The sequence below is a fragment of the Enterobacter sp. P82 genome (assembly GCF_037053385.1).
Taxonomy (GTDB): Bacteria; Pseudomonadota; Gammaproteobacteria; order Enterobacterales; family Enterobacteriaceae; genus Enterobacter.
Window position 1 is genome coordinate 100,916 of record NZ_JBALHX010000006.1, and the last position, 21,804, is coordinate 122,719.

Sequence of the window (21,804 nt, forward strand, 5' to 3'; positions counted from 1 at the left end):
TTTTCCGGCATCAAGGATCAGGCAATGAAACTCATCGGTAGCTACACCAGTCCCTTCGTGCGAAAAATCTCGATTCTCCTGCTGGAGAAAGGGATTGAATTTGAATTCGTCAATGAACAGCCTTACAACGCCGAAAACGGCGTCGCGCAGTACAACCCGCTAGGTAAAGTCCCGGCACTGGTGACGAACGAGGGTGAATACTGGTTTGATTCCCCGATTATTGCGGAGTACATCGAGCTGCTGGGCGTCGCCCCGGCAATGCTACCGGCTGACCCAAAAGCCGCGCTGGCTGTGAAGCAAATTGAAGCCCTGGCCGATGGCATTATGGATGCGGCGTTAACTTCCGTACGCGAGCAGGCAAGACCCGCCGCCCAACAGTCGGAAACAGAACTGCTACGCCAGCGGGAAAAAATCAGCCGCAGCCTGGATATGTGTGAGCAGCTCATCCGGGAGGGAAAAATCCAGCCCGACAGACTGGATCTGGCAACAATAGCGATCGCCTGCGCCATCGGTTATCTCAACTTCCGTCATGTTTCCCCTGGCTGGTGCGTCGACCGCCCGTTGCTGGTAAAACTTGCCGAAACGCTTTTTAGCCGTGAGAGTTTTGCCCGCACCGAACCGCCAAAGGCTTGATGCGGGTTATAACACTTCGCTGCCGGAGGCGGTACAATCCCTCCACATGTTAACTCCCTCTCCCGTCGGGAGGGGGGATGATATTTACTCGCCAGGCGCTTTCATGACTACTCATCATTCGCTGTACAGCCAGATTCCCGCTACCGACCGTCTTCTTCGCGAGCCTCGCATTCATGCTGCAGTTGAGCGTTTCGGCCATACCGCGACGGTTGAGATGTTACGGTTGCTTCAGGACGAAGCCCGACACCACATTCAGGCAGAAAACGCCTTGCCTGACTGGTGCGCGGTGTGGGAGCAGGAAGTTGAAAAGCGGCTGGATGAGAAAACGCAAAGCGCACTTCGTCCGGTGATTAACCTGACGGGTACGGTACTGCACACCAACCTGGGGCGCGCGCAACAGGCCGAAGAGGCGGTTGCTGCGGTCGTGCAGGCCATGCGAATGCCTGTGACGCTGGAGTACGATCTGGACGGTGCAGGGCGCGGACATCGTGATCGCGCACTGGCGGACCTTCTCTGCCAGCTGACCGGCGCGGAAGATGCCTGCATTGTGAATAATAACGCCGCTGCGGTGCTGTTAATGCTGGCGGCCACCGCCAGCGGCAAAGAGGTGGTGGTTTCCCGCGGTGAGCTGGTTGAGATTGGTGGCGCGTTTCGCATTCCGGACGTGATGCGTCAGGCAGGCTGTTCGCTGCATGAAGTGGGCACCACTAACCGCACTCATGCCAAAGATTATCGTGCGGCGGTCAATGAAAATACCGCCCTGCTGATGAAGGTTCATACCAGCAATTACCATATTGAAGGTTTCACCAAAACCGTTGAAGAAGCTGAACTGGCGGCGATTGGGCGCGAGCTGAATATTCCGGTGATTGCCGATCTCGGTAGTGGTTCCCTGGTCGATCTCAGCCAGTACGGTTTGCCAAAAGAGCCGATGCCACAAGAGATGATTGCGGCGGGTGTCAGCCTGGTGAGCTTTTCCGGCGACAAACTGCTGGGGGGACCGCAGGCGGGGATCATTGTGGGTAAGCGCGAGCTGATTGCACAGTTGCAGCAGCATCCGCTCAAGCGAGCCCTGCGCGCGGATAAAATGACGCTCGCGGCACTGGAGGCGACATTGCGGCTCTATCTGCATCCGGAGAAACTGGTTGACCGCCTGCCTACGCTGCGTCTGCTAACCCGGGATGCTGCTTCAATTCGTGCACAGGGTGAATTGCTGTTACCCCGCGTTGTCCCTCATTACCCTGATTTTGACGTTCGCATTGAACCTTGCCAGTCGCAGATTGGCAGCGGTTCATTGCCAGTGGACAGACTACCGAGTGAAGCGCTCACGTTCACCCCGCGTGACGGGCGCGGTAGCCACCTTGAAACCCTGTCGTCGCGCTGGCGCGCGTTGCAGACGCCGGTTATCGGGCGGATTTACGACGGTAGAATGTGGCTGGATCTACGCTGTCTTGAAGATGAAGAGCGATTCCTGGAGATGTTGTTGAAATGATTATTGCCACCGCCGGTCACGTCGACCACGGAAAAACCACGTTATTGCAGGCGATTACGGGCGTAAATGCCGATCGTCTTCCGGAAGAGAAAAAGCGCGGCATGACCATCGATCTGGGCTATGCCTACTGGCCGCAGCCTGATGGTCGCGTGCTGGGCTTTATTGATGTTCCGGGGCATGAAAAGTTTCTTTCAAACATGCTGGCGGGCGTGGGGGGGATCGATCATGCCCTACTGGTGGTGGCCTGTGATGACGGTGTAATGGCGCAAACGCGCGAGCATCTGGCGATCCTGCAGTTGACGGGCAACCCGCAGCTAACCGTTGCGCTGACCAAAGCCGATCGCGTGGATGAGGCGCGCATCAGTGAAGTGCGCGCAACGGTACAGGCGACCTTACGTGAATATGGTTTTGCGGATGCACCGCTTTTTGTCACTGTAGCGACTGAAGGTCGCGGTATCGACGATCTTCGCCGCCATTTGCAGCAATTGTCGTCGCGCGACCACGCCAGCCATCATCGTTTCCGTCTGGCGATTGATCGGGCGTTTACCGTTAAAGGTGCGGGTCTGGTCGTCACGGGTACGGCGCTGAGCGGCGAAGTGAGAGTAGGTGACAGTTTATGGCTGACGGGCGTTAACAAACCGATGCGCGTGCGCGGTTTACATGCGCAAAACCAGCCCGTAGAGCATGCTCATGCCGGGCAGCGAATCGCACTTAATATTGCCGGTGATGCGGAAAAAGACCAGCTTAACCGTGGTGACTGGCTGCTGGCTGGCACTCCTCCAGAACCGTCTGAGCGCGTGATCGTCTCTCTGCAGACGCACTTGCCGCTGACTCAATGGCAACCGCTGCATATTCACCACGCGGCCAGCCATATTACCGGACGTATCTCGCTGCTGGAAAACGACCTTGCCGAGCTGGTTTTCGATTCGCCACTCTGGCTTGCAGATAATGACCGTCTGGTTCTGCGTGATATTTCAGCGCGGGAAACGCTGGCCGGGGCGCGGGTGGTGACACTCCACTCACCGCGACGTGGCAAGCGTAAACCTGAGTATCTGCATTGGCTGGCTGCGCTGGCGCAGGCGACGGATGATAAAACAGCGCTGCTGGCTCATCTCGAGCGCGGTGCGGTGAATCTTGCTGATTTTGCATGGGCTCGCCAGTTGAGTGAGGGAGGTTTACGTCAGCTGACTCAGGAGCCGGGCTTTATTCAGGCTGGCAACAGTCTGCTGAACGCCCCGGTGGCGGCACACTGGCAGCGTAAAATATTGAACACGCTTGCGACTTACCATGAACAGCATCAGGATGAACCGGGCCCTGGTCGCGAGCGTCTGCGACGCATGGCGCTGCCGATGGAAGACGATGCGCTGGTGCTGCTGTTGATTGAAAATATGCGCGAAACGGGGGTGATTAAAAGTCACCACGGTTGGCTGCATCTGCCGGATCACAAAGCCGGGTTTACCGCTGAGCAAGAGGCAGTATGGCAAAAAGTGGCATCACTGTTTGGCGATGAGCCGTGGTGGGTTCGCGACCTGGCCCGCCAAACGAACACTGACGAGCAAGTGATGCGCCAGGTATTGCGCCATGCGGCTCAGCAGGGGCTTATCGTCGCGATCGTGAAAGATCGTTATTATCGTAACGATCGCATTGTTGCGTTTGCCAACTTGATCCGCGAGCTGGATCAGGAACGAGGCTCTACCTGTGCAGCTGATTTCCGTGACCGGTTGAATGTTGGCCGCAAGCTGGCGATCCAGATCCTGGAATATTTCAACCGTATCGGGTTTACCCGTCGTCGTGGGAATGATCATTTATTACGCGACTCACTATTATTTCCGCAAACATAAAACAGGAATTAATACAAAAATAGAATAGATAGAAAGAGATTTAAATATTAATTCACACCTTCGCAGAGTTAAATTTATTCAACCTGCGAAGGTCTTCGCAAAATCATATTTTTGATCATGTTTTTTGCGTAATCTTTACCTTATGCTGCCGACAAATTTTATCTCTTTGAGGAAATATCATGGCTGCATCCGTATTTTATATTCCTTCCGTGAATATTATTGGCTCTGATTCATTAAACACCGCAATGGATACCATGCGCGACTACGGCTGGCGCCGTGCGCTGATTGTCACCGATACCATGCTGAGCAAGCTGGGTATGGTCGCCAGTATTCAATATGCTCTGAAAGAACGTGATATTTCCAGCGTTGTGTATGACGGCACGCACCCTAATCCGACGACAGCAAATGTGGCGGCAGGTCTGGAAATATTAAAAGCAAATCAGTGTGACTGTATTATTTCACTGGGTGGTGGTTCACCTCACGATTGTGCAAAAGGTATTGCGCTGGTGGCAGTGAACGGCGGTGATATTCGTGATTATGAAGGTGTCGATCGCTCTGCAAAACCCCAATTGCCGATGATTGCGATTAATACTACCGCGGGTACGGCTTCGGAAATGACGCGTTTCTGTATTATTACTGATGAGACGCGTCATATTAAAATGGCGATAGTGGATAAGCACGTTACGCCAGTACTGTCCGTTAACGATTCCTCGCTCATGTCAGGAATGCCACCCTCACTGACAGCGGCAACCGGTATGGATGCCCTGACGCACGCGATTGAAGCTTATGTGTCTGTGGCGGCCACACCTATTACCGATGCCTGCGCGCTGAAAGCGGTGACGATGATTAGTGAAAACCTGGTGCATGCCGTTGAAGATGGCAGTAACGCTCAGGCGCGTGAAGCGATGGCCTATGCGCAATTCCTCGCTGGAATGGCGTTTAACAATGCTTCACTAGGCTATGTACACGCGATGGCACATCAGTTGGGTGGTTTCTACGATCTGCCGCATGGCGTCTGTAATGCTGTACTGCTTCCACACGTTCAGGTGTTTAACAGCAAGGCTGCGGCGGGGCGTCTGCGCGACTGTGCAAAAGCCATGGGCGTGAATGTGAGTGAGATGACCGACATGCAGGGGGCCCAGGCCTGCATCGTTGAGATCCGTGCGCTGGCCCGCAAGGTCAATATCCCGGCGGGTCTTCGCGAACTGAACGTCAAAGAGGAAGATATTCCGGTCCTGGCAACCAATGCGCTGAAGGATGCCTGTGGGTTCACCAACCCGGTTCAGGCGACCCATGAAGAGATAATGGAAATTTACCGCGCCGCGATGTGACTCTTGTCTTAAACCCGCCACCGGCTGGCGAGAAAATCGTCAGTCGGGACTACCCTTGTTGTACACCAACAGCAAGGAGACGGTCATGACAAACAATCCTCCCTCATCGCGTATCCAGCCTGGCGAGTATGGTTTTCCCCTCAAGCTGAAACCCCGTTATGACAACTTTATTGGCGGTGCCTGGGTGGCTCCCGTCGACGGCGAATACTATTCCAACCTGACACCTGTCACTGGCCAGCCATTGTGTGAAATAGCCAGCTCCGGCAAGCGTGATATCGATCTTGCGCTGGATGCGGCGCATAAAGCGAAAGATAAATGGGGCCATACTTCCGTTCAGGACCGGGCGGCCATATTGTTCAAAATCGCCGACCGAATGGAGCAAAATCTGGAGCTGCTGGCGACGGCGGAAACCTGGGATAACGGCAAGCCTATCCGGGAAACAATGGCGGCAGATGTGCCGCTGGCCATTGACCACTTCCGCTATTTTGCCTCCTGTATTCGTGCTCAGGAGGGCGGAATCAGTGAGGTCGACAGCGATACCGTGGCGTATCACTTCCACGAACCTTTGGGCGTGGTGGGGCAAATTATTCCGTGGAACTTCCCGCTGCTAATGGCGAGCTGGAAAATGGCACCTGCGCTGGCTGCCGGGAACTGTATTGTGCTTAAACCGGCGCGCCTGACCCCGCTGTCGGTCCTGTTATTGATGGAAGTGATTGGCGATCTGCTGCCACCGGGGGTGGTCAACGTGGTGAACGGTGCCGGAGGTGAAATTGGTGAATATCTGGCAACCTCAAAACGTATCGCCAAAGTGGCATTTACCGGATCGACGGAAGTGGGTCAGCAGATCATGCAGTACGCGACGCAGAACATCATTCCGGTAACGCTGGAGCTGGGCGGTAAGTCTCCGAATATTTTCTTTGCCGATGTGATGGATGAAGAAGATGCCTTCTTCGATAAAGCCCTGGAAGGGTTTGCTCTGTTTGCCTTCAATCAGGGGGAAGTGTGCACTTGCCCGAGCCGGGCGCTGGTTCAGGAGTCTATTTACGAGCGCTTTATGGAGCGCGCGATCCGTCGTGTGGAGTCTATCCGCAGCGGTAACCCGCTTGATAGTGTCACCCAGATGGGCGCGCAGGTCTCTCATGGGCAACTGGAAACGATCCTCAACTATATTGATATCGGCAAGAAAGAAGGGGCAGATATTCTGACCGGTGGCCGCCGTAAAGTGCTCGGTGGGGATCTGCAGGAAGGGTATTATCTTGAGCCGACGATCCTGTTCGGTAAGAACAATATGCGAGTCTTCCAGGAAGAAATTTTCGGACCGGTTCTGGCCGTGACGACCTTCAAAACGATGGAGGAGGCACTGGAAATTGCGAATGACACACCGTATGGGCTGGGGGCGGGGGTCTGGAGCCGCAATGGAAATCTGGCTTATAAAATGGGAAGAGGCATTCAGGCCGGGCGCGTATGGACTAACTGCTACCATGCCTATCCGGCGCATGCGGCATTTGGTGGTTATAAGCAATCTGGTATCGGGCGTGAAACGCACAAGATGATGCTGGAGCATTACCAGCAGACAAAATGTCTATTGGTTAGTTATTCCGATAAACCTCTGGGACTGTTCTAATCACTCAGCTCAGGCTGTCCATGGGCGGCCTGAGCAATTTGCTGGCGCAGGCAGTTTAGTACGCCATCCAGGACGTATTGCACACGCCAGGGCTGATATTCACGCTTGCGGAATATAGTCGTCAGGTCGAGCCACCACTCCTCCTGATGCGGGAAGCAAGGGACTAACATGCCCTGCGTTAATTCTTTTTTCAGACTCTCTTTGGGAGCGAAAACAATTCCAAGATTATTTCTTGCCAGTTCCAGAGCCGTCTGCGTGTTGTCGCAAATATAGTTCCCGGTCACTCTGTAATCATGGACCTCATCGCTACCATGCACGCGGAAACGCCAGATGTTTGCATCATCAACCAGCATGGAGTCTATAAGAATACAGGAGTGGTTAATTAAATCTTCAGGTCCCGTTAAGGGGTGTTTATTTAAATACTCTTTGGTTGCAAATGCTGTAACCGAATATTTTGTTAAAACACTCGCAACCAGACTTTCGTCTTTTGGTTGCGCATAGGTAATTAAAATATCGCAGTCATCCGGAAAGGAAACACCTTCTGAATATTCATTACGATCCAGGTTGTATGTTTTCAGGGAGATGCGGATATCACCGATGTCCTCTATCTTGTGGATCACGTGTCGCGAGAGGTAGGTTACAATGCCCGTTGGGGCATAGATTGTCACTTTTCCACGTTTTTCGTGCTTGTAATCAGCAATAAAATTAACAAGTTGGCTGTTTTTGTCCAGCGAGGCGTTAATGTAAGGGAGTAATGCTTCACCGAACTGGGTCAGGGCCAGCTGGCGCGTGGTGCGCTCAAAAACCTTAAGTCCAACCCGTGTTTCAAAATCAGACAGATATTTACTGACGTTGGCCTGCGCCATACCCAGCAGGGCGGCGGCATCGCCAATACTGTGGGTTGCTGCGATGACGGATATAATTTTTAATTCGCGTGGTTTTAGTTGTAATTTGCTCATCATGCACACCAATCTATATGATTTTATATATAATATTATATAAAGCGCAGCGTTGCATTGACAAATTTGTAACCATTATTATTCGCCTCGCTTGTTTGGCGTTTAAATGGATTACATGTAATGACTATTAAATACAATTTACTCATCGCTGCCACGTTATTTGCAACATCATCTGCAATGGCCGGTGACTTTTCACTTGGAGCGGGGGCTGTATTTAATGAGTCTCCTTACAAAGGATATAACGAAAATACTACCGCAGTACCGTTAATTAGCTACGAAGGCGATCGTTTCTACGTGCGCCAGACCACAGGAGGGTGGATCCTGTGGAAAGATGAAAAAAATGAATTCAGCCTGACTGCATCCTGGATGCCGCTCCACTTTGATCCTGATGACAACGACGACCATCAGATGAAAAAGCTTGATGAGCGAAAAGCCTCTGCCTTCCTCGGTGGTGCATACTACCGCCATGAAAGCTGGGGTTCGCTGAAAGTGGCGGTCTCTGGTGATGCCACGGATGAAAGCGGCGGCGTGATCGGTGAGGTATCCTACTTCCGTCCAATCCGTATGGAACGCCTGACACTGACGCCATCTGTCGGTATTTTCTATAGCGATGAGAGCTATAACGACTACTACTACGGTGTATCCGGCAGTGAGTCTCGTCGTTCAGGCCTGGACGAATACACCGCGGGTGACAGCTGGACGCCATACGTTGGTCTGGCGGCTAAATATCAGTTAACCCAGAAACTGTTCCTCAATGCCAGCGCGGTTTATACCGTATTACCTGATGATGTGAAGAACAGCCCGATGATTGACCGTGACGACAGCTTCGCGCTAATGACCGGCCTGACCTGGCGTTTCTGATGCGGTAAAGCCTCTTTCCTCCCTCTCCCGTGGGAGAGGGTCGGGGTGAGGGCAACAGGCCGCAGAAATTCAGCCTTCATCCACCCAAATCCGCATTTCTCCTTCTCCCCGGTTAGCCCAGCTAAACCAGGGAATAAAGGTCAGCGTCTGGGGCTGACGTTGTACCGGCGAACGGTCATACTGCCACAGCGCATCCTTGTCCTTCACGTGACAGCCAATCCCCTCTGCCTGTATCAGCATCTTGTGCGCGAAAATCCCTTTCCCTTCAAAGACCCGGAACTCGCTGTCTTGCGGCAAGGAAAGGTTATGCAGATTGGCACCGTTATCCGCTTCTTCCAGGCAGTAAACCAGCGGTCCGCGCTGTAGCGCGACTTTCCCTGCCTGCTGGCGTACCTGCGGATTTCCATACACCCGGCGAACGGGCATCGGTAGCGTCAGCGTGACGACATCACCTTCTTGCCAGTTTCGGGTCAGGTAGAGATATCCCCGTGAAATTTCACCTGTAGTGTCTTCACCGTTCAACGATACGCCAGGCGCCGCGCACCAGTCCGGCAGCCGCAGGGCTAGCGTATGCGTGACGGGAACAGGTGAGGTAATTTCGATTTTTACCTGTTCATGCCACGGGTAGTTACCGCTAATCCGCAGCGCCAGGGTTTCATCGCCAACCGGAATGACGACATCGTTGCCGACGTAGAGATTAATAAAAAGCGCATCCTGGCGAACGGTATAAATATAATGCCCCAGCGATGTCAGCACGCGAGCGATATTCGGCGGGCAACAGGCGCAGCCAAACCAGCGCTGGCGGACGGGTTTCACGTGATCGTATATATGGTTGAACGTCAGGGTTTTCGGATGTACTTCCAGCGGGTTTACATAGAAGAAGTGCTTACCGTCCAGCGCCATGCCGCCGAGTACCGTGTTATATAGCGCGCGCTCCATCACGTCGGCGTAGTGACCGTCGGCCTCCATTTCCAGCATCCGGCGGGCAAACATCATCAGACCGATGGAGGCGCAGCTTTCGGCATATACCGTATCGTTGGGCAGATCGTAATCGCTGCTAAAGGCTTCCCCGCTGCTTTGCGACCCAATCCCGCCGGTAATGTACAGCTGGCGCTGGGCCATGTTGTTCCACAGCCGCAGGCAGTCCTGGCGTTTTCCTTCGTCATGACTCAGGCGCGCCAGATGCGCCATGCCCGCCATCAGGTAGACAAAACGCACCGCGTGGCCGATGGCCGTTTGTTGTTCAGCAAGTGGCTGATGCGCCTGGCTGTAGGCTTTGTCCTTGACCATCCAGGCGGGCCCGTAGGTGTTCCAGTATGATGTTCTGCCGCGCTTCTCGTATTCGATATCATAGAAGTGAGGCTGTACACCGCGTTGTTCGATGAAATATTTCACCAGTGCCAGGTAGCGTGGCTCCTGCGTGATGTCGTACAACCGCATCAGCGCCAGCTCTATTTCCGGGTGACCCGGATAACCGTGTAGCTGGTTCTCGCCGGGGCCAAACACGCTGTCGATGTGATCGGCCAGTTTGCACACCACCTCCAGCAGACGGCGTTTTCCGGTTCCCTGAAAATATGCCACGCCAGCTTCAATCATATGTCCGGCACAATACAGCTCGTGGCATTCAGCCAGATTCGTCCAGCGCGCTTCAGGGGCTTTCACCGTGAAATAGGTGTTGAGATAACCGTCTTCGCATTGTGCCGCCGCAACCAGTTCAATTACCTCATCAGCAGTTTTTTCCAGGTCTGAGTCAGGCTTCTGACACAGGGACCACGCTACGGCTTCCAGCCATTTTGCTACGTCACTGTCCTGAAACACCATGCCGTAGAATTCGCCTTTCTCCAGACCCGCCGCAATACGGAAGTTGGTGATGGCGTGGCTGGGTTCGGCTTCCGTCACGCGATCGTTCAGCGCATCCCACTGGTAGGGGATCACCACATCGCGTACCAGCCGTTGATATTGCCCGAGAAACGGGTCGTTAATTTTCAGTTTATGCAGGTCGGCTTCCATTATGGACATCTTGTTCTCCTCAGGACTGTACGTGACGCTGGCGCAGGTCGGTGGCAATGCGCGACATCATTGGATTGTTGAGTCTGCACCAGCGAATTGAGACAGCCAGCAGCAGGTGGAAAAGAGCAGGGAGTAATGTCTCCATGGCGGTGATACCTTGCAGAGATGCCGGCGTCTGGTTACCGGCACCAGGTTGATAGGCTACGGCGATAAACACCAGGCTGATGATCCCGGCGCTGGAAGCCCATGCGAGCTTGATGAAAAACAGGTTAAAGGCGAAGTTCATGCCCGACGAGCGCACGCCGTTTTTCCATTCGCCGTAGTCGTCGGCGAAGGCCATCAACGAGAAGTGCAGCGGCAGCGTAAAACCCAGGATGACGCCGTTGCTCAGGATCACAATCAGCCAGAGCGTCTGGTAATTTGGTCCGCCGGGCAGGAACCACATTCCCGCCGCGAGCACGGCCAGCACCAGGTTGGTGTAATAGTAAAGTTTGACCGTATCAAAACGGCGGGACAGCGGGTTAACGATCACCGCCCCAAGAATGGCCGCAAAGGTCACCATGGTAAAAAACAGTGAGGTGTAGGCGGTGCTGCCCTGAAGCACGTAGGTGATGAAATACATGTACCCGCTGCCGCGGATGTTAAAAACGTTGATCAGCAGGAAGGACATCACCAGCATTAACAGCAGTTGGTCGTTTTTACGCAGGCCAGCCAGGTGCTCGCGCAGAGTGAATTTACCCATCAGTGCCAGCGGGACACGCTCACGTACCCAGAAAAAGCAGCACAGGAACATCACCACGGCGACGGCGCACAGCACGCCCACGCCAAGCTGATAACCCTTCGCGGTATTACCCTGGCCTAATACGGATACCAGCCACGGCAGACCAACAGACACTAAAAATCCGGCAACGCCGCACAGCACAAAACGCCATGACTGGCAGGAGAGCACCTCGTTGTGCCGGGTTGTCATGGTGTTGATCAGCGCGCAGTAGGGCACGTTGATGGCGGTATAGCCTACGGATAACAGTAAATAGGTACCGAACGCCCAGGTAATTTTGACTCCCATGCTGGCTTCCGGGACGGTGAAGGTCAGTACGCCGATGATCCCAATCGGGAACGCGACCCACAGTTGCCAGGGGCGGAAACGTCCCCACCGGCTTTGCGTGCGGTCCGCAATCACGCCCATTACCGGGTCGGAGATGGCATCAAACACGCGTAATGCAATAAATAGCGTGCCGACAAGGGCGGGTGTCAGACCAAAGATATCGGTATAGAAAAAGGTGAGAAAGTTCATGATAAGACAGGTAATGACCGTGCCGCCCGCGTCACCCAGGCCATAGCCTATTTTTTCGCGAACTGACAGGCGGTCATCTATTGCCGGTTGTGCAACGTCAGATTCTGTAATCGGTGTGGAAGTCATGAGATAACTCCTCGGTAATCGATTTTTATCGTATTTATGCAAGGTACCCCATTTATTCTGCACCGAACGACAGGGCCAACAAGGGAAGGGAAAAGTATAAAAAGATGACAATTCCGACCTGATGCTAAAAATGTGAGTTGGATCGGGAAGGGACATTAATATTTATTAATAATCAATGAATAAACTCAATTTCCATGACGATAAAAGCGGGATAGTGAATACCGATGCTTGAATTATCCATAGCGCTTCCGATTAAGGTACAAAATGGCGGGTTATTTATTTCCCGAGGTGTGGGTCGTCATCCGGCGCGAAAGCTGGCGTCGTGGGAAATAATTTTTGTCGAAAAAGGGACGTTAACGATCCTGGAGGAAAACACCCTTTTTGAGGTGAAGGCTGGAGAGAGTTTATTGCTTTGGCCGGATCGGCGGCACGTTGGTGTGGAGGATTTCCCGGCAGATCTCAAATTCTACTGGCTGCACTTCGAAGTGGAAAACACAGGGCAGGGCTCCCCCTCTCTGGCAATAGAACAGCATTGCAGCGTCAGGGATGCGCAATATGTCATTTCTCTGTTCCGTCAGTTTCTGAGTGAGCAGGAAAAATTACAGCGTAGTATGGCGCTGGAGCTCCTTTTACTCCTGATTTTGCAGCAAGTTTCGCTCTCTTCGGGGTATGAAGACAAAATGGATGAGGCTGGAGCCGCAATGGCGTGGAAGGCGAAACAGCTTATTCGCACACAATTTCATTTACCCCTCTCTACTTCGAAGCTCGCCAGAGAGTTGCACTGTAATGCCGATTATCTGGGGCGCGTGTTTCGTCGCACTTTTCATTTAACCCTGACGGAGGCGATACATCGCCAGCGCGTCAGGGCGGCGGAAAAGCTGTTGCTGGATGGCTCTGCATCGCTCACCGAAGTGGCAACCCGCTGCGGGTTTAATGACGTGGGCTATTTCCGGCAGATATTTACCAAACACACGGGCTTAACACCCGCCGTCTGGAAACGGCGGTACTGTAAGGAGCACATCAATTCCGGGTGATTACTGCCCGTAATAGGCATTCGCCCCGTGCTTGCGCAGATAGTGCTTATCCAGTAACTCCTGTTGCATCACCGGTAGCTGCGGTGCCAGCTGACGTGAAAACAGGCCCATACAGGCGCACTCTTCCAGCACCACCGCGTTGTGTACTGCATCGGCCGCATTTTTTCCCCAGGCAAACGGACCGTGAGAATGGACCAGCACTGCCGGAATTTGCATCGGGTTTAAGTCGCGCTCCTCGAAGGTTTTGATGATCACTTCACCCGTCTGATATTCGTATTCCCCGGCTATTTCAGCCGTGGTCATCAGCCGTGTGCAGGGGATCGCACCATAAAAGTAGTCGGCATGCGTGGTGCCCCAGGCAGGTAAATCCAAACCCGCCTGCGACCAGATAGTGGCGTGGCGGGAATGCGTATGGACGATGCCGCCAATCTCAGGGTAACGGCGATACAATGCAAGATGCGTTGGCGTGTCGGATGACGGTTTTTTGCTGCCTTCGACTACCGCACCCGTGGCAATATCAACCACCACCATATCGTTTGCGGTCATCACGTCATACTCTACGCCGGAAGGTTTGATCACCATTAGCCCGCTTTCGCGATCGACCGCGCTGACGTTGCCCCAGGTAAATGTCACCAGCTGGTGGGCGGGAAGCGCCAGGTTTGCTGCCAGCACTTCAGCTTTGAGTTGTTCTAACATGTCATGCCTCCTTCCTGCATACGGGCTTCAATCCAGCGACGTGCCTGGATGATTTCCAGTACGGGCTCTTTTGCTTTTTCAGTCCACATTTCAATCAGAAACGCGCCGCGATAGTTCAGTTGGTTCAGCGTGTTAAACACACCGACAAAATCAACACAGCCTTCGCCAAACGGCACATCGCGGAACTGTCCCGGGCTGTTTTCAGTGACGGGCTGGGTATCTTTCAGGTGGATTGCGGCAATACGGTCAATGCCCAACGTCAGCTCGGCGGTGACATCGTTGCCCCACGCGCTCAGGTTGCCGACATCCGGGTAAACGCTAAACCACGGTGAAGCGAGCATGTCGTCCCACTTTTTCCATTTGCTGATCGAGTTCATAAAAGCGGTGTCCATGATCTCCACTGCCAGCATCACCTGTGCCGCAGCGGCTTGTTCCACCGCCCACGCCAGCCCTTCTGCGAAGCGTTGTTGAGTACCTTCATCATGTTCTTCGTAATAGACGTCATAACCTGCAAGCTGAATGGTGCGGATACCTAAATCACGCGCCAGCCTGATGGCTTTGGTCATGATCTCTCGGGCACGCTCACGCACGGCTTCATCGCGGCTGCCAAACGGGAAACGACGGTGGGCAGATAAGCACATGGATGGAATCGACACGCCGGTTTCCAGCATGGCTTCAACCAGCGATGCACGCTGCGTTGTGCTCCACTCAAGACGTGACAGACGTTCGTCAGTTTCATCAACCGACATTTCGACAAAATCAAACCCGCAGCTTTTCGCCAGCACCAGACGTTCCGGCCAGGTGAGATCTTTCGACAGCGCTTTTTCGTAAATACCTAACGGATGCTGACGCATGGTTACTCTCCCCAGATGTCGCGGATTTGTGAATGGAATGCCTGTGCCACCTGCGGTGGCTTTTCAGCACCAGCCAGCGCGCGGCCAGCAATAAAGGCTTTGACGTTGATCTGCTTAAACAGCGGCAGGTCGGCAGGAGTGATCCCACCGGTAATCGAAAGCTGCAACCCGATGTCAGAGAGCGCTTTCATTTTCGCGAGATCCGCTTCGCCCCACTGCTGACCACTCGCCTGCGCGTCGCGCCCGCGGTGATAGATGGCCTGCTTCACGCCAACGCGATGCCACGCGCGCGCGTCGTCCAGCGTCCAGTTGCCAAACAGCTCCATCTGGATTTCTCCCCCGCAGCGCAGTGCGACCTCGTGGCCTCGCTCAACGGTTGCCAGCGGGGCGGCGCATATGATGGTCATCCAGTTCGCGCCCGCGCCAAACGCCTGCTCAGCCAGCGTTTCTCCGGCATCGGCGACTTTCCAGTCCGCCACGATGATTTTGTCCGGGCACTGCTCGCGCAGGGCGCGAACGGCGCTCAGCCCTTCGGTCAGACACAAAATGGTGCCCGCTTCGACGATATCGACGTGATCTGAAAGCGTCGCGACGTCGCGCTGGGCGGCCTGAAGTGAGGTATGGTCGAGCGCCAGCTGCAGTAATGGTCGGCTCATAGGTCGTACTCCTTAATACGGGCGTGATAGTCCTGAAGTGCTGAAATCAGTAACTGGTAGCGGTGATATTTGCGCTGGTAGGCAGCATGGGCACGCATGTCGGGTTCAATGACCCTGGTGTCGTGTCGCAGGGCACGCTGAGCGGCGTGGAAATCGGTATAGATGCCCGTACCGACAAGTGCTGCCAGCGCCGCACCGGAGCAACCGGTCTCTTCCACCTGCGGTAGTTCTATTGCCAGACCGCTGACATCTGCCAGCATTTGCATCCACACGTCTGAATGAGTGGGGCCACCCGTGACGCGCAGCGACGTCACGTGTGTAAAGCGTTCCAGCATGCGGTTCAGGTGGGTCATGTGGCTGAACACCACGCCCTCGTAAACGGCCTGTAGGAGATGCGCGCGGGTATGTAGCGCCTGCATGCCGTAAAAACCACTGGTCATCTCCAGCCCGGCGTTGCTGCCGTAGAGGAACGGCAAGAAGAACAGATCGCTTTCCGCTTTCGGCAGGCTGGCGACGGCATGGTTGATTTCATCGAATGACATATCGCCCCATTGGGCAGTGAGCCACTCAAGATTGCCGGATGAAGTCGGGCTGGCTTCATGAACGATGTACTGCTGCGGGTGGACGTAACGGCCATACACATAGGGGAACGGCTCGTTGTCGCGAAGCGCATTGGCAATCCCGCTGGTCACGGCCCAGGTACCCATGACGGCATTCAGCGTATGTTCGTCGTGCAGCCCGGCGCAGATCGCGGTGGAAACCACATCAAACAGTCCACCAACGACGGGCGTGCCCGCCGCGAGACCGGTAAGCGAGGCTGTCTGAGCGGTGATTTCCCCGCAAATTTCTGCGGAGCCGACAATCGGCGGTAGTGCACAGTCAATTTCGCTGATATCAAGCCAGCGTGTGAGCCGTGGATCGTACTGAGCAGTGCTCATGTTGTAGAGATTGGACTCCGAGATATTGCTCTCTTCGCAGCCTTTTTCCCCCGTCAGACACCAGCGCAGGTAGTCGTGTGCCATCATCACGCAGCCAATCTGCTGATACCGCTGTGGTTCGTTCTCTTTGACCCAGCGCAGGAGAGAAGTCGGATGCCCGGTCCATAGCGTCTGGCGAGTATGCGGGTAGAGTTTCTCGGGAATGCCGTCCTGCTGCCAGCGCTGCACAATCTCCAGTGCCCGACGGTCAGAAGAGAGCATGGCGTTTCCCAGCGGTTGATCCTGTTTATCAAGCAGAAACAGCCCTTTGCCCTGAGCCGAAATACCGACACCTTTGATCTGCTCGCCATCGACCCTGGCATTTTTGAGCAGCAGTGCGACGGTCGTGTGGCAGTGCTGCCAGAGCTGGTGCATATCCCGCTCAGCATAGCCAGGACGTGGGCTGAGAGTGGCAACCGAACGGCGCTCAATACAGACCTCTTTTCCCTGACGGGTGTATAAACCGGCTTTCAGATAAGTACCGCCACAATCGATACCCAGCCAGAAGGGCTCTTTTTCACTCATCTTTGATTCTCTTGTGTTGCTCCCTCTCCCGGTGGGAGAGGGTTGGGGTGAGGACATCAGGCCGCACGTTTATGTGGATTCACCGTGGGATTCGGCTCAGAGCCGGCATCGCATTTCGCCGGTAACAGCAGGGCCAACAGCGATGCCAGCGCCAGAGAGACCGCCAGGCAGTAAACCCCTGCGTCTTTGCTGTACAGCGTGATAAGCACGCCAACCGCATAAGGGCCGCAGAAGCCACCGAGGTTACCCAGGGCGTTAATCACGCCGCGCGCACCGCCCGCCATTTCGGCGCTAAACAGACGCGCCGGAATAGTCCAGAACACACCCGCAGCGGATTGCAGGAAGAAGCCGCAGCCCACCAGCGCGGCATAGGCCAGCCAGGTGTTCTCTTTTAGCGCCACAGAAAGGAACATGCAGAGCGCGAAACCTATCAAGGGCAGGGAGACAAACAACTTGCGCTTGCCGGTACGGTCAGAAAGAGACGAGAACAGGAACATGCCCGCAATCGCGCCGATGTAAGGCAGAATGGCGAGCATCCCTACCTGGCCAATACTGGTATGCGTCAGCTCTTTCAGGATGGTTGGCAGCCAGAGGGTGTAACCGTAAATTCCGGTCTGGTAGAAGAAGTTCAGGGCGATCAGCTGCCACATGGTTTTGTCGGACAGCACTGCGCTGAGCGAGGCATTTTTCACCTCTTTACCGGCAATCGCCAGCTGTTCCGCCGCCAGCGTTTTCACCAGGTAGTTTTTTTCGGCTTCCGATATCCAGCGGGCTTCTTGTGGACGGTCATACACGGTGAATGCCCAGAGCACCAGCACCACAACGGACATCAGCCCTTCAATAATGAACAGCCAGCGCCAGTCGAGCGCGGTGATGATCCAACCCGACAACGGTGCTGTGATGATCCCGGCAATGGGCACGAACATAATCACAATCGCGTTGGCACGGCCACGTTCGGCATCCGGGAACCAGTTACTGATCATCGTCAGCACAACGGGTAGCATCCCGCCTTCCGCCACACCCAGTAAGAAGCGCAACACCAACAGCTGATACTGATGGGTAACAAGGCCGGTCAGGACTGAAATCACCGCCCAGGCGACCAAAGACCAGCCGATAAACTTCTTACCACTGCCATGAACAGCAATCTTGCCGCCGGGAACTTGCAGGAACAGATAGCCGATAAAGAAGATACCGCCCGCCAGACCAGCCATTGTGGCGGATATACCTAATTCTTCATCCATACCACCTGGCATAGCAAACGCAATATTCACTCGGTCCATATAAGAAATAATGCAGGCGATAAGAATAGGGGGAATGATTCTTAACCAGCGCTGGCGCGGAATATCCGCATGTAGAGCATGAGAGGTCGTGTTCATATTTAATGTCTCAGTAAATGTAACCGGAATAAGATTTTTATTTTTATTGTGTCGCTTTATTCATGGCGCTAATGCCGTCGCGCAAAATGGCAATGCGATGGCTGACGTCAGCATTAACATTTATTTCCAGTAATTTAATACCGGAGAATTTCAATGTTGCGGCGCTCGCCGCAGTAAAGAGTGTTTTTGCGTGTTCAGTGGTCATTAAACTGTCGGCGCAGAATGAAGAAAATGGTGCATGGAGATCCTGCCAGTCACCGTATTCACCGGTTGCTGTTGTCCCGGAGAACATCAGCGCGCCAAGCTTTCCGGCGTTGAGTGCGGTCTGAACATGCTCAAGCGGAAGGGCGGTGTTACGACCTTCGATGGCCGAGCGCGCCCAGTTAATGCACACGCTGATATCCGTTTCTTTCACCACCTCCAGTACCTGTTCCAGGGGTAAAAAACCCTTACGCGGTGCGGGTCCGGTCATGGCATCGCAGTGCTCAAGAACCAGATCGCATGACCAGTTCCAACCTGCTATTTCACGAATGGAGCGAGAGAATGCCTCCGTGGCTTGTTCGACAGAGGCATTACCCGCCTGCGGTGCTGCCTGCATCTCCAGGGCGATCACTTTCCCGGGATAACGGGCATTCACGGCGTCAATTTTCTGGTGCAGATGGCGATAGAATTCGACGCAGGCCTTACGCTGTTGCTCGTCGGCGGAGGCCAGACCGAACGCGCCGTTGGTACCACGGCGGCGCATGGTTTCCATCACTGCCGTCGCCACGATTTGCCAGTCCCCTGGCGTATGACGGAACAGCCATTCATCACCAAACGGATGCAGGTTTTCAAGGCAAGGCTGTTCCAGCCCGCGGATGTTGGGTGTGTCGGAAAGTTCCCGCCAGAAGGTTTGTTCTTCCTGTTCACCTTTCTGGTGAAACGAAGGTGCGCAGGGGTACGCACCAATAATAAAACCGGTGTTGGTCATTTCGCATTCCTGTATTTATCAGAAAATTAATTCAATTCACTGATTGCCACTTTCACCACAATTTTACGAATTGTGGATTCTTTGCTCTTAATACAGGCAGGACGATGAACGTCCTGCGGGAAAAATATGGCATAACTGCCAGGTATCATTTCAATAAATGATTCATTTTCGCTGGCGTGATAAAAAATAATATCCCGCTGTTCCAGTAATGATTCGCTTATTTTGTTGGTGCCGGTGTCTATAGCGATACCAATTTTCTCTTCACCCCATGCCAGAAACTGTATATCCAGATAACGTCGGTGTACTTCCGGGCGATTCTCATGCCACGCTTTGGTGGTGAGATCGAGTACCTGGGCAAAGATGTTGCGCCCCTCAATTTCAACAACGCCCGGCTCCAGTGCCGTGAAGTCAGTAGTGCGCAGAAAATCGAGCGCCTTTTCAATCGCCTGTGGGAGACGGCACGGATTTGGCTGTGAAATATGTCCGAATATCATCGTCCACTCCTTACAGGGCCTGGATTTTCGCCCACACGCTGTCATCGACCGTGATGCCATTACGGCGGTTCTCTTCCTGCAGGCGGGTGAATTCATGCCCCGGCAGACGGATGGCGACGTTTTCGTCTGAGCGCTCAGCGTTGGTGATGAAATCCATAATGCGCTGAAGTTTGGCATCGCGGGTTGGGCCGTCGATCAGTTTATCGACCTCAATGGCGATAAAGATCTGCGATACACCGTACTCGTCGCTGTTGTCCTGAGTGACTTCCGCCACGGATGAACCGTTGGAAAGCAGTGTCGCGATCATATCCAGTACGATAGACAGGCCGGACCCTTTCCAGTAGCCCATTGGCAAAATGCGACGGTTTTTCTCAATGACGCCGGGTTCACGGGTGAGATTACCCTCGTCGTCAAACCCGCCATCAACCGGCAACTCGCGCCCGGCCAGGCGATTTACTTCCAGCATGCCGTAGGAGAACATCGACATCGACATGTCGACCATAGTGATTGGGTTGGATGGAATCGCAACGATTAGCGGGTTGGTGCCGATGCAGCATTCTTTTGATCCCCACGCGGGCATCACGGCAATGGAGTTGGTCCAGCAAATTCCAATATAACCCTTCTCTGCCGCCTGCCAGCCGTAGCTGCCGCCGCGCATCCAATGATTCGCGTTACGTAGTGCCACCAGTCCGATCCCATGATCGGATGCCAGCTCCGTGGCGCGATCCATCATTTTCTTCGCTGTCAGGTTGCCGATGGAGCGCTGAGCATCCCACTGCTCAATGGCGCCTAATGATGTTACCCGTTTTGGCAGAGCGTCAGGAATGATGTCACCAGCTTCAAGTTGCTGAATAAAACGCGGGAAACGGTTCACGCCGTGTGAATAGACGCCGGATTCTGTGGTGCGGGCAAACATCTCCGCACAGGCATCTGCGGCGTCAGCTTTTACACCGCGGTCGATCAGGACCCGATTAAACGCCGCTTTCAACTCTTCAAAGGTCACTTTCATCCCTGTTCTCCTGTTTATTTTAGTGGGCGGTGCGAGTGCTTTTTTATCGCTAAATTTCACTATGCGAAATCTGATTTCAAATATAGCGATCAAAATTTGTCAGATCAACGACATTTATGTTTTTCAAAAATCATTAAAATCAATTGGTTGTGTTTTTTCTGTTGAGATCGTGAACTAAACCACACTTTGCGCTACCATCAGGAGCGCGATAAAAAGGAGCCATTTAATGAGCATGAAAGAGAGCGAAATGACGCAAGAAAAAGAGAGGCCAGCAGGTAGCCAGAGCTTATTTCGCGGCCTGATGCTGATTGAGATCCTCAGCAACTATCCGAACGGGTGTCCGCTTGCGCATTTATCGGAACTGGCTGGTTTGAATAAGAGCACTGTGCACCGGTTACTCCAGGGATTACAGTCGTGCGGGTACGTTACCCCAGCGCCTGCGGCGGGCAGTTACCGTCTTACCACCAAATTTATCGCCGTCGGGCAAAAGGCGCTGTCGTCGCTCAATATCATCCACGTGGCGGCGCCACACCTTGAAGCGTTGAATATTGCTACCGGTGAAACGGTGAACTTTTCCAGCCGGGAAGACGACCATGCGATCCTGATTTATAAACTCGAGCCGACAACCGGTATGCTGCGCACGCGTGCTTATATCGGTCAGCATATGCCGCTTTACTGCTCAGCGATGGGCAAGATCTACATGGCGTTTGGTCACCAGGACTATGTGGCGAGCTACTGGGAAAGCCATCAGGAACAGATCCAACCTTTGACCCGCAACACCATCACAGAATTGAGTGCCATGTATGATGAGCTGGCGGAAATTCGCGATCGCAGCATGGCGATGGACAAAGAAGAGAACGAACTGGGTGTCTCCTGTATCGCCGTGCCGGTGTTTGATATTCATGGTCGCGTGCCGTATGCGATCTCCATATCGCTATCGACATCACGCATGAAGCAGGTGGGCGAGAAAAACTTGCTTAAACCACTGCGTGAAACGGCAGAGGCTATTTCAAAAGAACTGGGTTTTAACGTACGCGAGGCGTAA

Annotated in this window: 19 protein-coding genes; 8 read left to right on the forward strand and 11 right to left on the reverse strand. The window is 53.9% G+C overall.

Annotation, left to right across the window (positions count from 1 at the left end; translation table 11 throughout):
* Positions 1-24 precede the first annotated feature (24 nt).
* The 5 genes from WB237_RS20410 to aldB all read left to right on the forward strand — a co-directional run bounded on the left by WB237_RS20410 (position 25) and on the right by aldB (position 6,918).
* On the forward strand, positions 25-633 hold the full coding sequence (locus WB237_RS20410; protein WP_336215888.1) for a glutathione S-transferase: 609 nt from the start codon (positions 25-27) through the stop codon (positions 631-633).
* Positions 634-736: 103 nt separating this feature from the next.
* The gene (selA, locus tag WB237_RS20415) at positions 737-2,122 is read left to right on the forward strand and encodes an L-seryl-tRNA(Sec) selenium transferase (protein ID WP_336215891.1); all 1,386 of its coding nucleotides are present in this window, start codon (positions 737-739) and stop codon (positions 2,120-2,122) included.
* Entirely contained in the window at positions 2,119-3,963 is a 1,845-nt protein-coding gene (gene selB / locus WB237_RS20420) for a selenocysteine-specific translation elongation factor (RefSeq protein ID WP_336215893.1), read from the forward strand. The genes selA and selB overlap by 4 nt, the downstream gene beginning before the upstream one ends.
* A gap of 179 nt (positions 3,964-4,142) precedes the next feature.
* Positions 4,143-5,294: an L-threonine dehydrogenase gene (gene yiaY, locus WB237_RS20425; RefSeq protein ID WP_336215896.1), complete on the forward strand. Its 1,152-nt coding sequence runs from the start codon at positions 4,143-4,145 to the stop codon at positions 5,292-5,294.
* Between the two features lie 85 nt (positions 5,295-5,379).
* Complete coding sequence (aldB, locus tag WB237_RS20430) at positions 5,380-6,918, forward strand: aldehyde dehydrogenase AldB (protein ID WP_028018230.1); 1,539 nt, start codon at positions 5,380-5,382, stop codon at positions 6,916-6,918.
* On the opposite strand, the gene WB237_RS20435 is transcribed toward aldB, so the two are convergent.
* Positions 6,915-7,880, reverse strand: a complete 966-nt coding sequence (locus WB237_RS20435) for a LysR family transcriptional regulator (RefSeq protein WP_336215900.1) — start codon at positions 7,878-7,880, stop codon at positions 6,915-6,917. The genes aldB and WB237_RS20435 overlap by 4 nt on opposite strands.
* Positions 7,881-7,997: 117 nt before the next feature.
* Here WB237_RS20435 and WB237_RS20440 point away from each other — a divergent pair, with 117 nt between their 5' ends.
* Positions 7,998-8,738, forward strand: a complete 741-nt coding sequence (locus WB237_RS20440) for a MipA/OmpV family protein (protein ID WP_049006241.1) — start codon at positions 7,998-8,000, stop codon at positions 8,736-8,738.
* A 69-nt stretch (positions 8,739-8,807) separates the two neighbouring features.
* Here the strand turns inward: WB237_RS20440 and WB237_RS20445 are convergent, their stop codons facing one another.
* Together WB237_RS20445 and WB237_RS20450 are read right to left on the reverse strand one after the other, a co-directional pair.
* Positions 8,808-10,757 carry a glycoside hydrolase family 127 protein gene (locus WB237_RS20445; RefSeq protein ID WP_336215902.1) on the reverse strand — a complete coding sequence of 650 codons (1,950 nt, stop codon included), beginning with the start codon at positions 10,755-10,757 and terminating at the stop codon, positions 8,808-8,810.
* A gap of 10 nt (positions 10,758-10,767) precedes the next feature.
* Positions 10,768-12,168 carry an MFS transporter gene (locus WB237_RS20450; RefSeq protein WP_336215905.1) on the reverse strand — a complete coding sequence of 467 codons (1,401 nt, stop codon included), beginning with the start codon at positions 12,166-12,168 and terminating at the stop codon, positions 10,768-10,770.
* Positions 12,169-12,392: 224 nt separating this feature from the next.
* Between WB237_RS20450 and WB237_RS20455 the strand changes: the two genes are divergently transcribed.
* Positions 12,393-13,202 carry an AraC family transcriptional regulator gene (locus tag WB237_RS20455; protein ID WP_128348595.1) on the forward strand — a complete coding sequence of 270 codons (810 nt, stop codon included), beginning with the start codon at positions 12,393-12,395 and terminating at the stop codon, positions 13,200-13,202.
* Here WB237_RS20455 and araD read toward each other — a convergent pair whose 3' ends face one another.
* From araD to yiaK, 8 genes are read right to left on the reverse strand one after another with little or no spacing between them, the layout of a single operon-like run.
* On the reverse strand, positions 13,203-13,898 hold the full coding sequence (gene araD / locus WB237_RS20460) for an L-ribulose-5-phosphate 4-epimerase (protein ID WP_336215910.1): 696 nt from the start codon (positions 13,896-13,898) through the stop codon (positions 13,203-13,205). It abuts the gene before it with no gap.
* Entirely contained in the window at positions 13,892-14,752 is an 861-nt protein-coding gene (locus WB237_RS20465) for an L-ribulose-5-phosphate 3-epimerase (RefSeq protein WP_108089344.1), read from the reverse strand. Before WB237_RS20465 ends, araD begins: the two co-directional genes overlap by 7 nt.
* Positions 14,753-14,754: 2 nt before the next feature.
* Positions 14,755-15,408 carry a 3-keto-L-gulonate-6-phosphate decarboxylase UlaD gene (gene ulaD, locus WB237_RS20470; protein ID WP_336215913.1) on the reverse strand — a complete coding sequence of 218 codons (654 nt, stop codon included), beginning with the start codon at positions 15,406-15,408 and terminating at the stop codon, positions 14,755-14,757.
* A complete protein-coding gene (locus WB237_RS20475) occupies positions 15,405-16,910 on the reverse strand; it encodes an FGGY-family carbohydrate kinase (RefSeq protein WP_336215915.1) in 1,506 nt (501 codons plus the stop codon). The genes ulaD and WB237_RS20475 overlap by 4 nt, the downstream gene beginning before the upstream one ends.
* 56 nt (positions 16,911-16,966) lie before the next feature.
* Complete coding sequence (locus WB237_RS20480) at positions 16,967-18,286, reverse strand: MFS transporter (RefSeq protein ID WP_336215918.1); 1,320 nt, start codon at positions 18,284-18,286, stop codon at positions 16,967-16,969.
* A gap of 43 nt (positions 18,287-18,329) precedes the next feature.
* Positions 18,330-19,256 carry a DUF4862 family protein gene (locus tag WB237_RS20485; protein ID WP_336215921.1) on the reverse strand — a complete coding sequence of 309 codons (927 nt, stop codon included), beginning with the start codon at positions 19,254-19,256 and terminating at the stop codon, positions 18,330-18,332.
* Positions 19,257-19,282: 26 nt separating this feature from the next.
* On the reverse strand, positions 19,283-19,750 hold the full coding sequence (locus WB237_RS20490; protein WP_028018242.1) for a YhcH/YjgK/YiaL family protein: 468 nt from the start codon (positions 19,748-19,750) through the stop codon (positions 19,283-19,285).
* A 10-nt stretch (positions 19,751-19,760) separates the two neighbouring features.
* The gene (gene yiaK / locus WB237_RS20495) at positions 19,761-20,759 is read right to left on the reverse strand and encodes a 3-dehydro-L-gulonate 2-dehydrogenase (protein ID WP_336215924.1); all 999 of its coding nucleotides are present in this window, start codon (positions 20,757-20,759) and stop codon (positions 19,761-19,763) included.
* 226 nt (positions 20,760-20,985) lie between these two features.
* Here yiaK and yiaJ point away from each other — a divergent pair, with 226 nt between their 5' ends.
* Positions 20,986-21,804 carry an IclR family transcriptional regulator YiaJ gene (yiaJ, locus tag WB237_RS20500; RefSeq protein ID WP_021242452.1) on the forward strand — a complete coding sequence of 273 codons (819 nt, stop codon included), beginning with the start codon at positions 20,986-20,988 and terminating at the stop codon, positions 21,802-21,804.

Bases quoted from the DNA above. Each gene is read 5' to 3' on its own strand.
- WB237_RS20410 (WP_336215888.1), top strand. From the start codon at position 25: ATGAAACTCATCGGTAGCTACACCAGTCCCTTCGTGCGAAAAATCTCG.
- ulaD (WP_336215913.1), bottom strand. From the start codon at position 15,408: ATGAGCCGACCATTACTGCAGCTGGCGCTCGACCATACCTCACTTCAG.
- WB237_RS20480 (WP_336215918.1), bottom strand. From the start codon at position 18,286: ATGAACACGACCTCTCATGCTCTACATGCGGATATTCCGCGCCAGCGC.
- yiaK (WP_336215924.1), bottom strand. From the start codon at position 20,759: ATGAAAGTGACCTTTGAAGAGTTGAAAGCGGCGTTTAATCGGGTCCTG.
- yiaJ (WP_021242452.1), top strand. From the start codon at position 20,986: ATGAGCATGAAAGAGAGCGAAATGACGCAAGAAAAAGAGAGGCCAGCA.
- WB237_RS20435 (WP_336215900.1), bottom strand. From the start codon at position 7,880: ATGATGAGCAAATTACAACTAAAACCACGCGAATTAAAAATTATATCC.
- WB237_RS20465 (WP_108089344.1), bottom strand. From the start codon at position 14,752: ATGCGTCAGCATCCGTTAGGTATTTACGAAAAAGCGCTGTCGAAAGAT.
- WB237_RS20450 (WP_336215905.1), bottom strand. From the start codon at position 12,168: ATGACTTCCACACCGATTACAGAATCTGACGTTGCACAACCGGCAATA.
- yiaY (WP_336215896.1), top strand. From the start codon at position 4,143: ATGGCTGCATCCGTATTTTATATTCCTTCCGTGAATATTATTGGCTCT.
- WB237_RS20445 (WP_336215902.1), bottom strand. From the start codon at position 10,757: ATGTCCATAATGGAAGCCGACCTGCATAAACTGAAAATTAACGACCCG.
- WB237_RS20440 (WP_049006241.1), top strand. From the start codon at position 7,998: ATGACTATTAAATACAATTTACTCATCGCTGCCACGTTATTTGCAACA.
- selB (WP_336215893.1), top strand. From the start codon at position 2,119: ATGATTATTGCCACCGCCGGTCACGTCGACCACGGAAAAACCACGTTA.
- selA (WP_336215891.1), top strand. From the start codon at position 737: ATGACTACTCATCATTCGCTGTACAGCCAGATTCCCGCTACCGACCGT.
- WB237_RS20475 (WP_336215915.1), bottom strand. From the start codon at position 16,910: ATGAGTGAAAAAGAGCCCTTCTGGCTGGGTATCGATTGTGGCGGTACT.
- WB237_RS20490 (WP_028018242.1), bottom strand. From the start codon at position 19,750: ATGATATTCGGACATATTTCACAGCCAAATCCGTGCCGTCTCCCACAG.
- WB237_RS20455 (WP_128348595.1), top strand. From the start codon at position 12,393: ATGCTTGAATTATCCATAGCGCTTCCGATTAAGGTACAAAATGGCGGG.
- WB237_RS20485 (WP_336215921.1), bottom strand. From the start codon at position 19,256: ATGACCAACACCGGTTTTATTATTGGTGCGTACCCCTGCGCACCTTCG.
- araD (WP_336215910.1), bottom strand. From the start codon at position 13,898: ATGTTAGAACAACTCAAAGCTGAAGTGCTGGCAGCAAACCTGGCGCTT.
- aldB (WP_028018230.1), top strand. From the start codon at position 5,380: ATGACAAACAATCCTCCCTCATCGCGTATCCAGCCTGGCGAGTATGGT.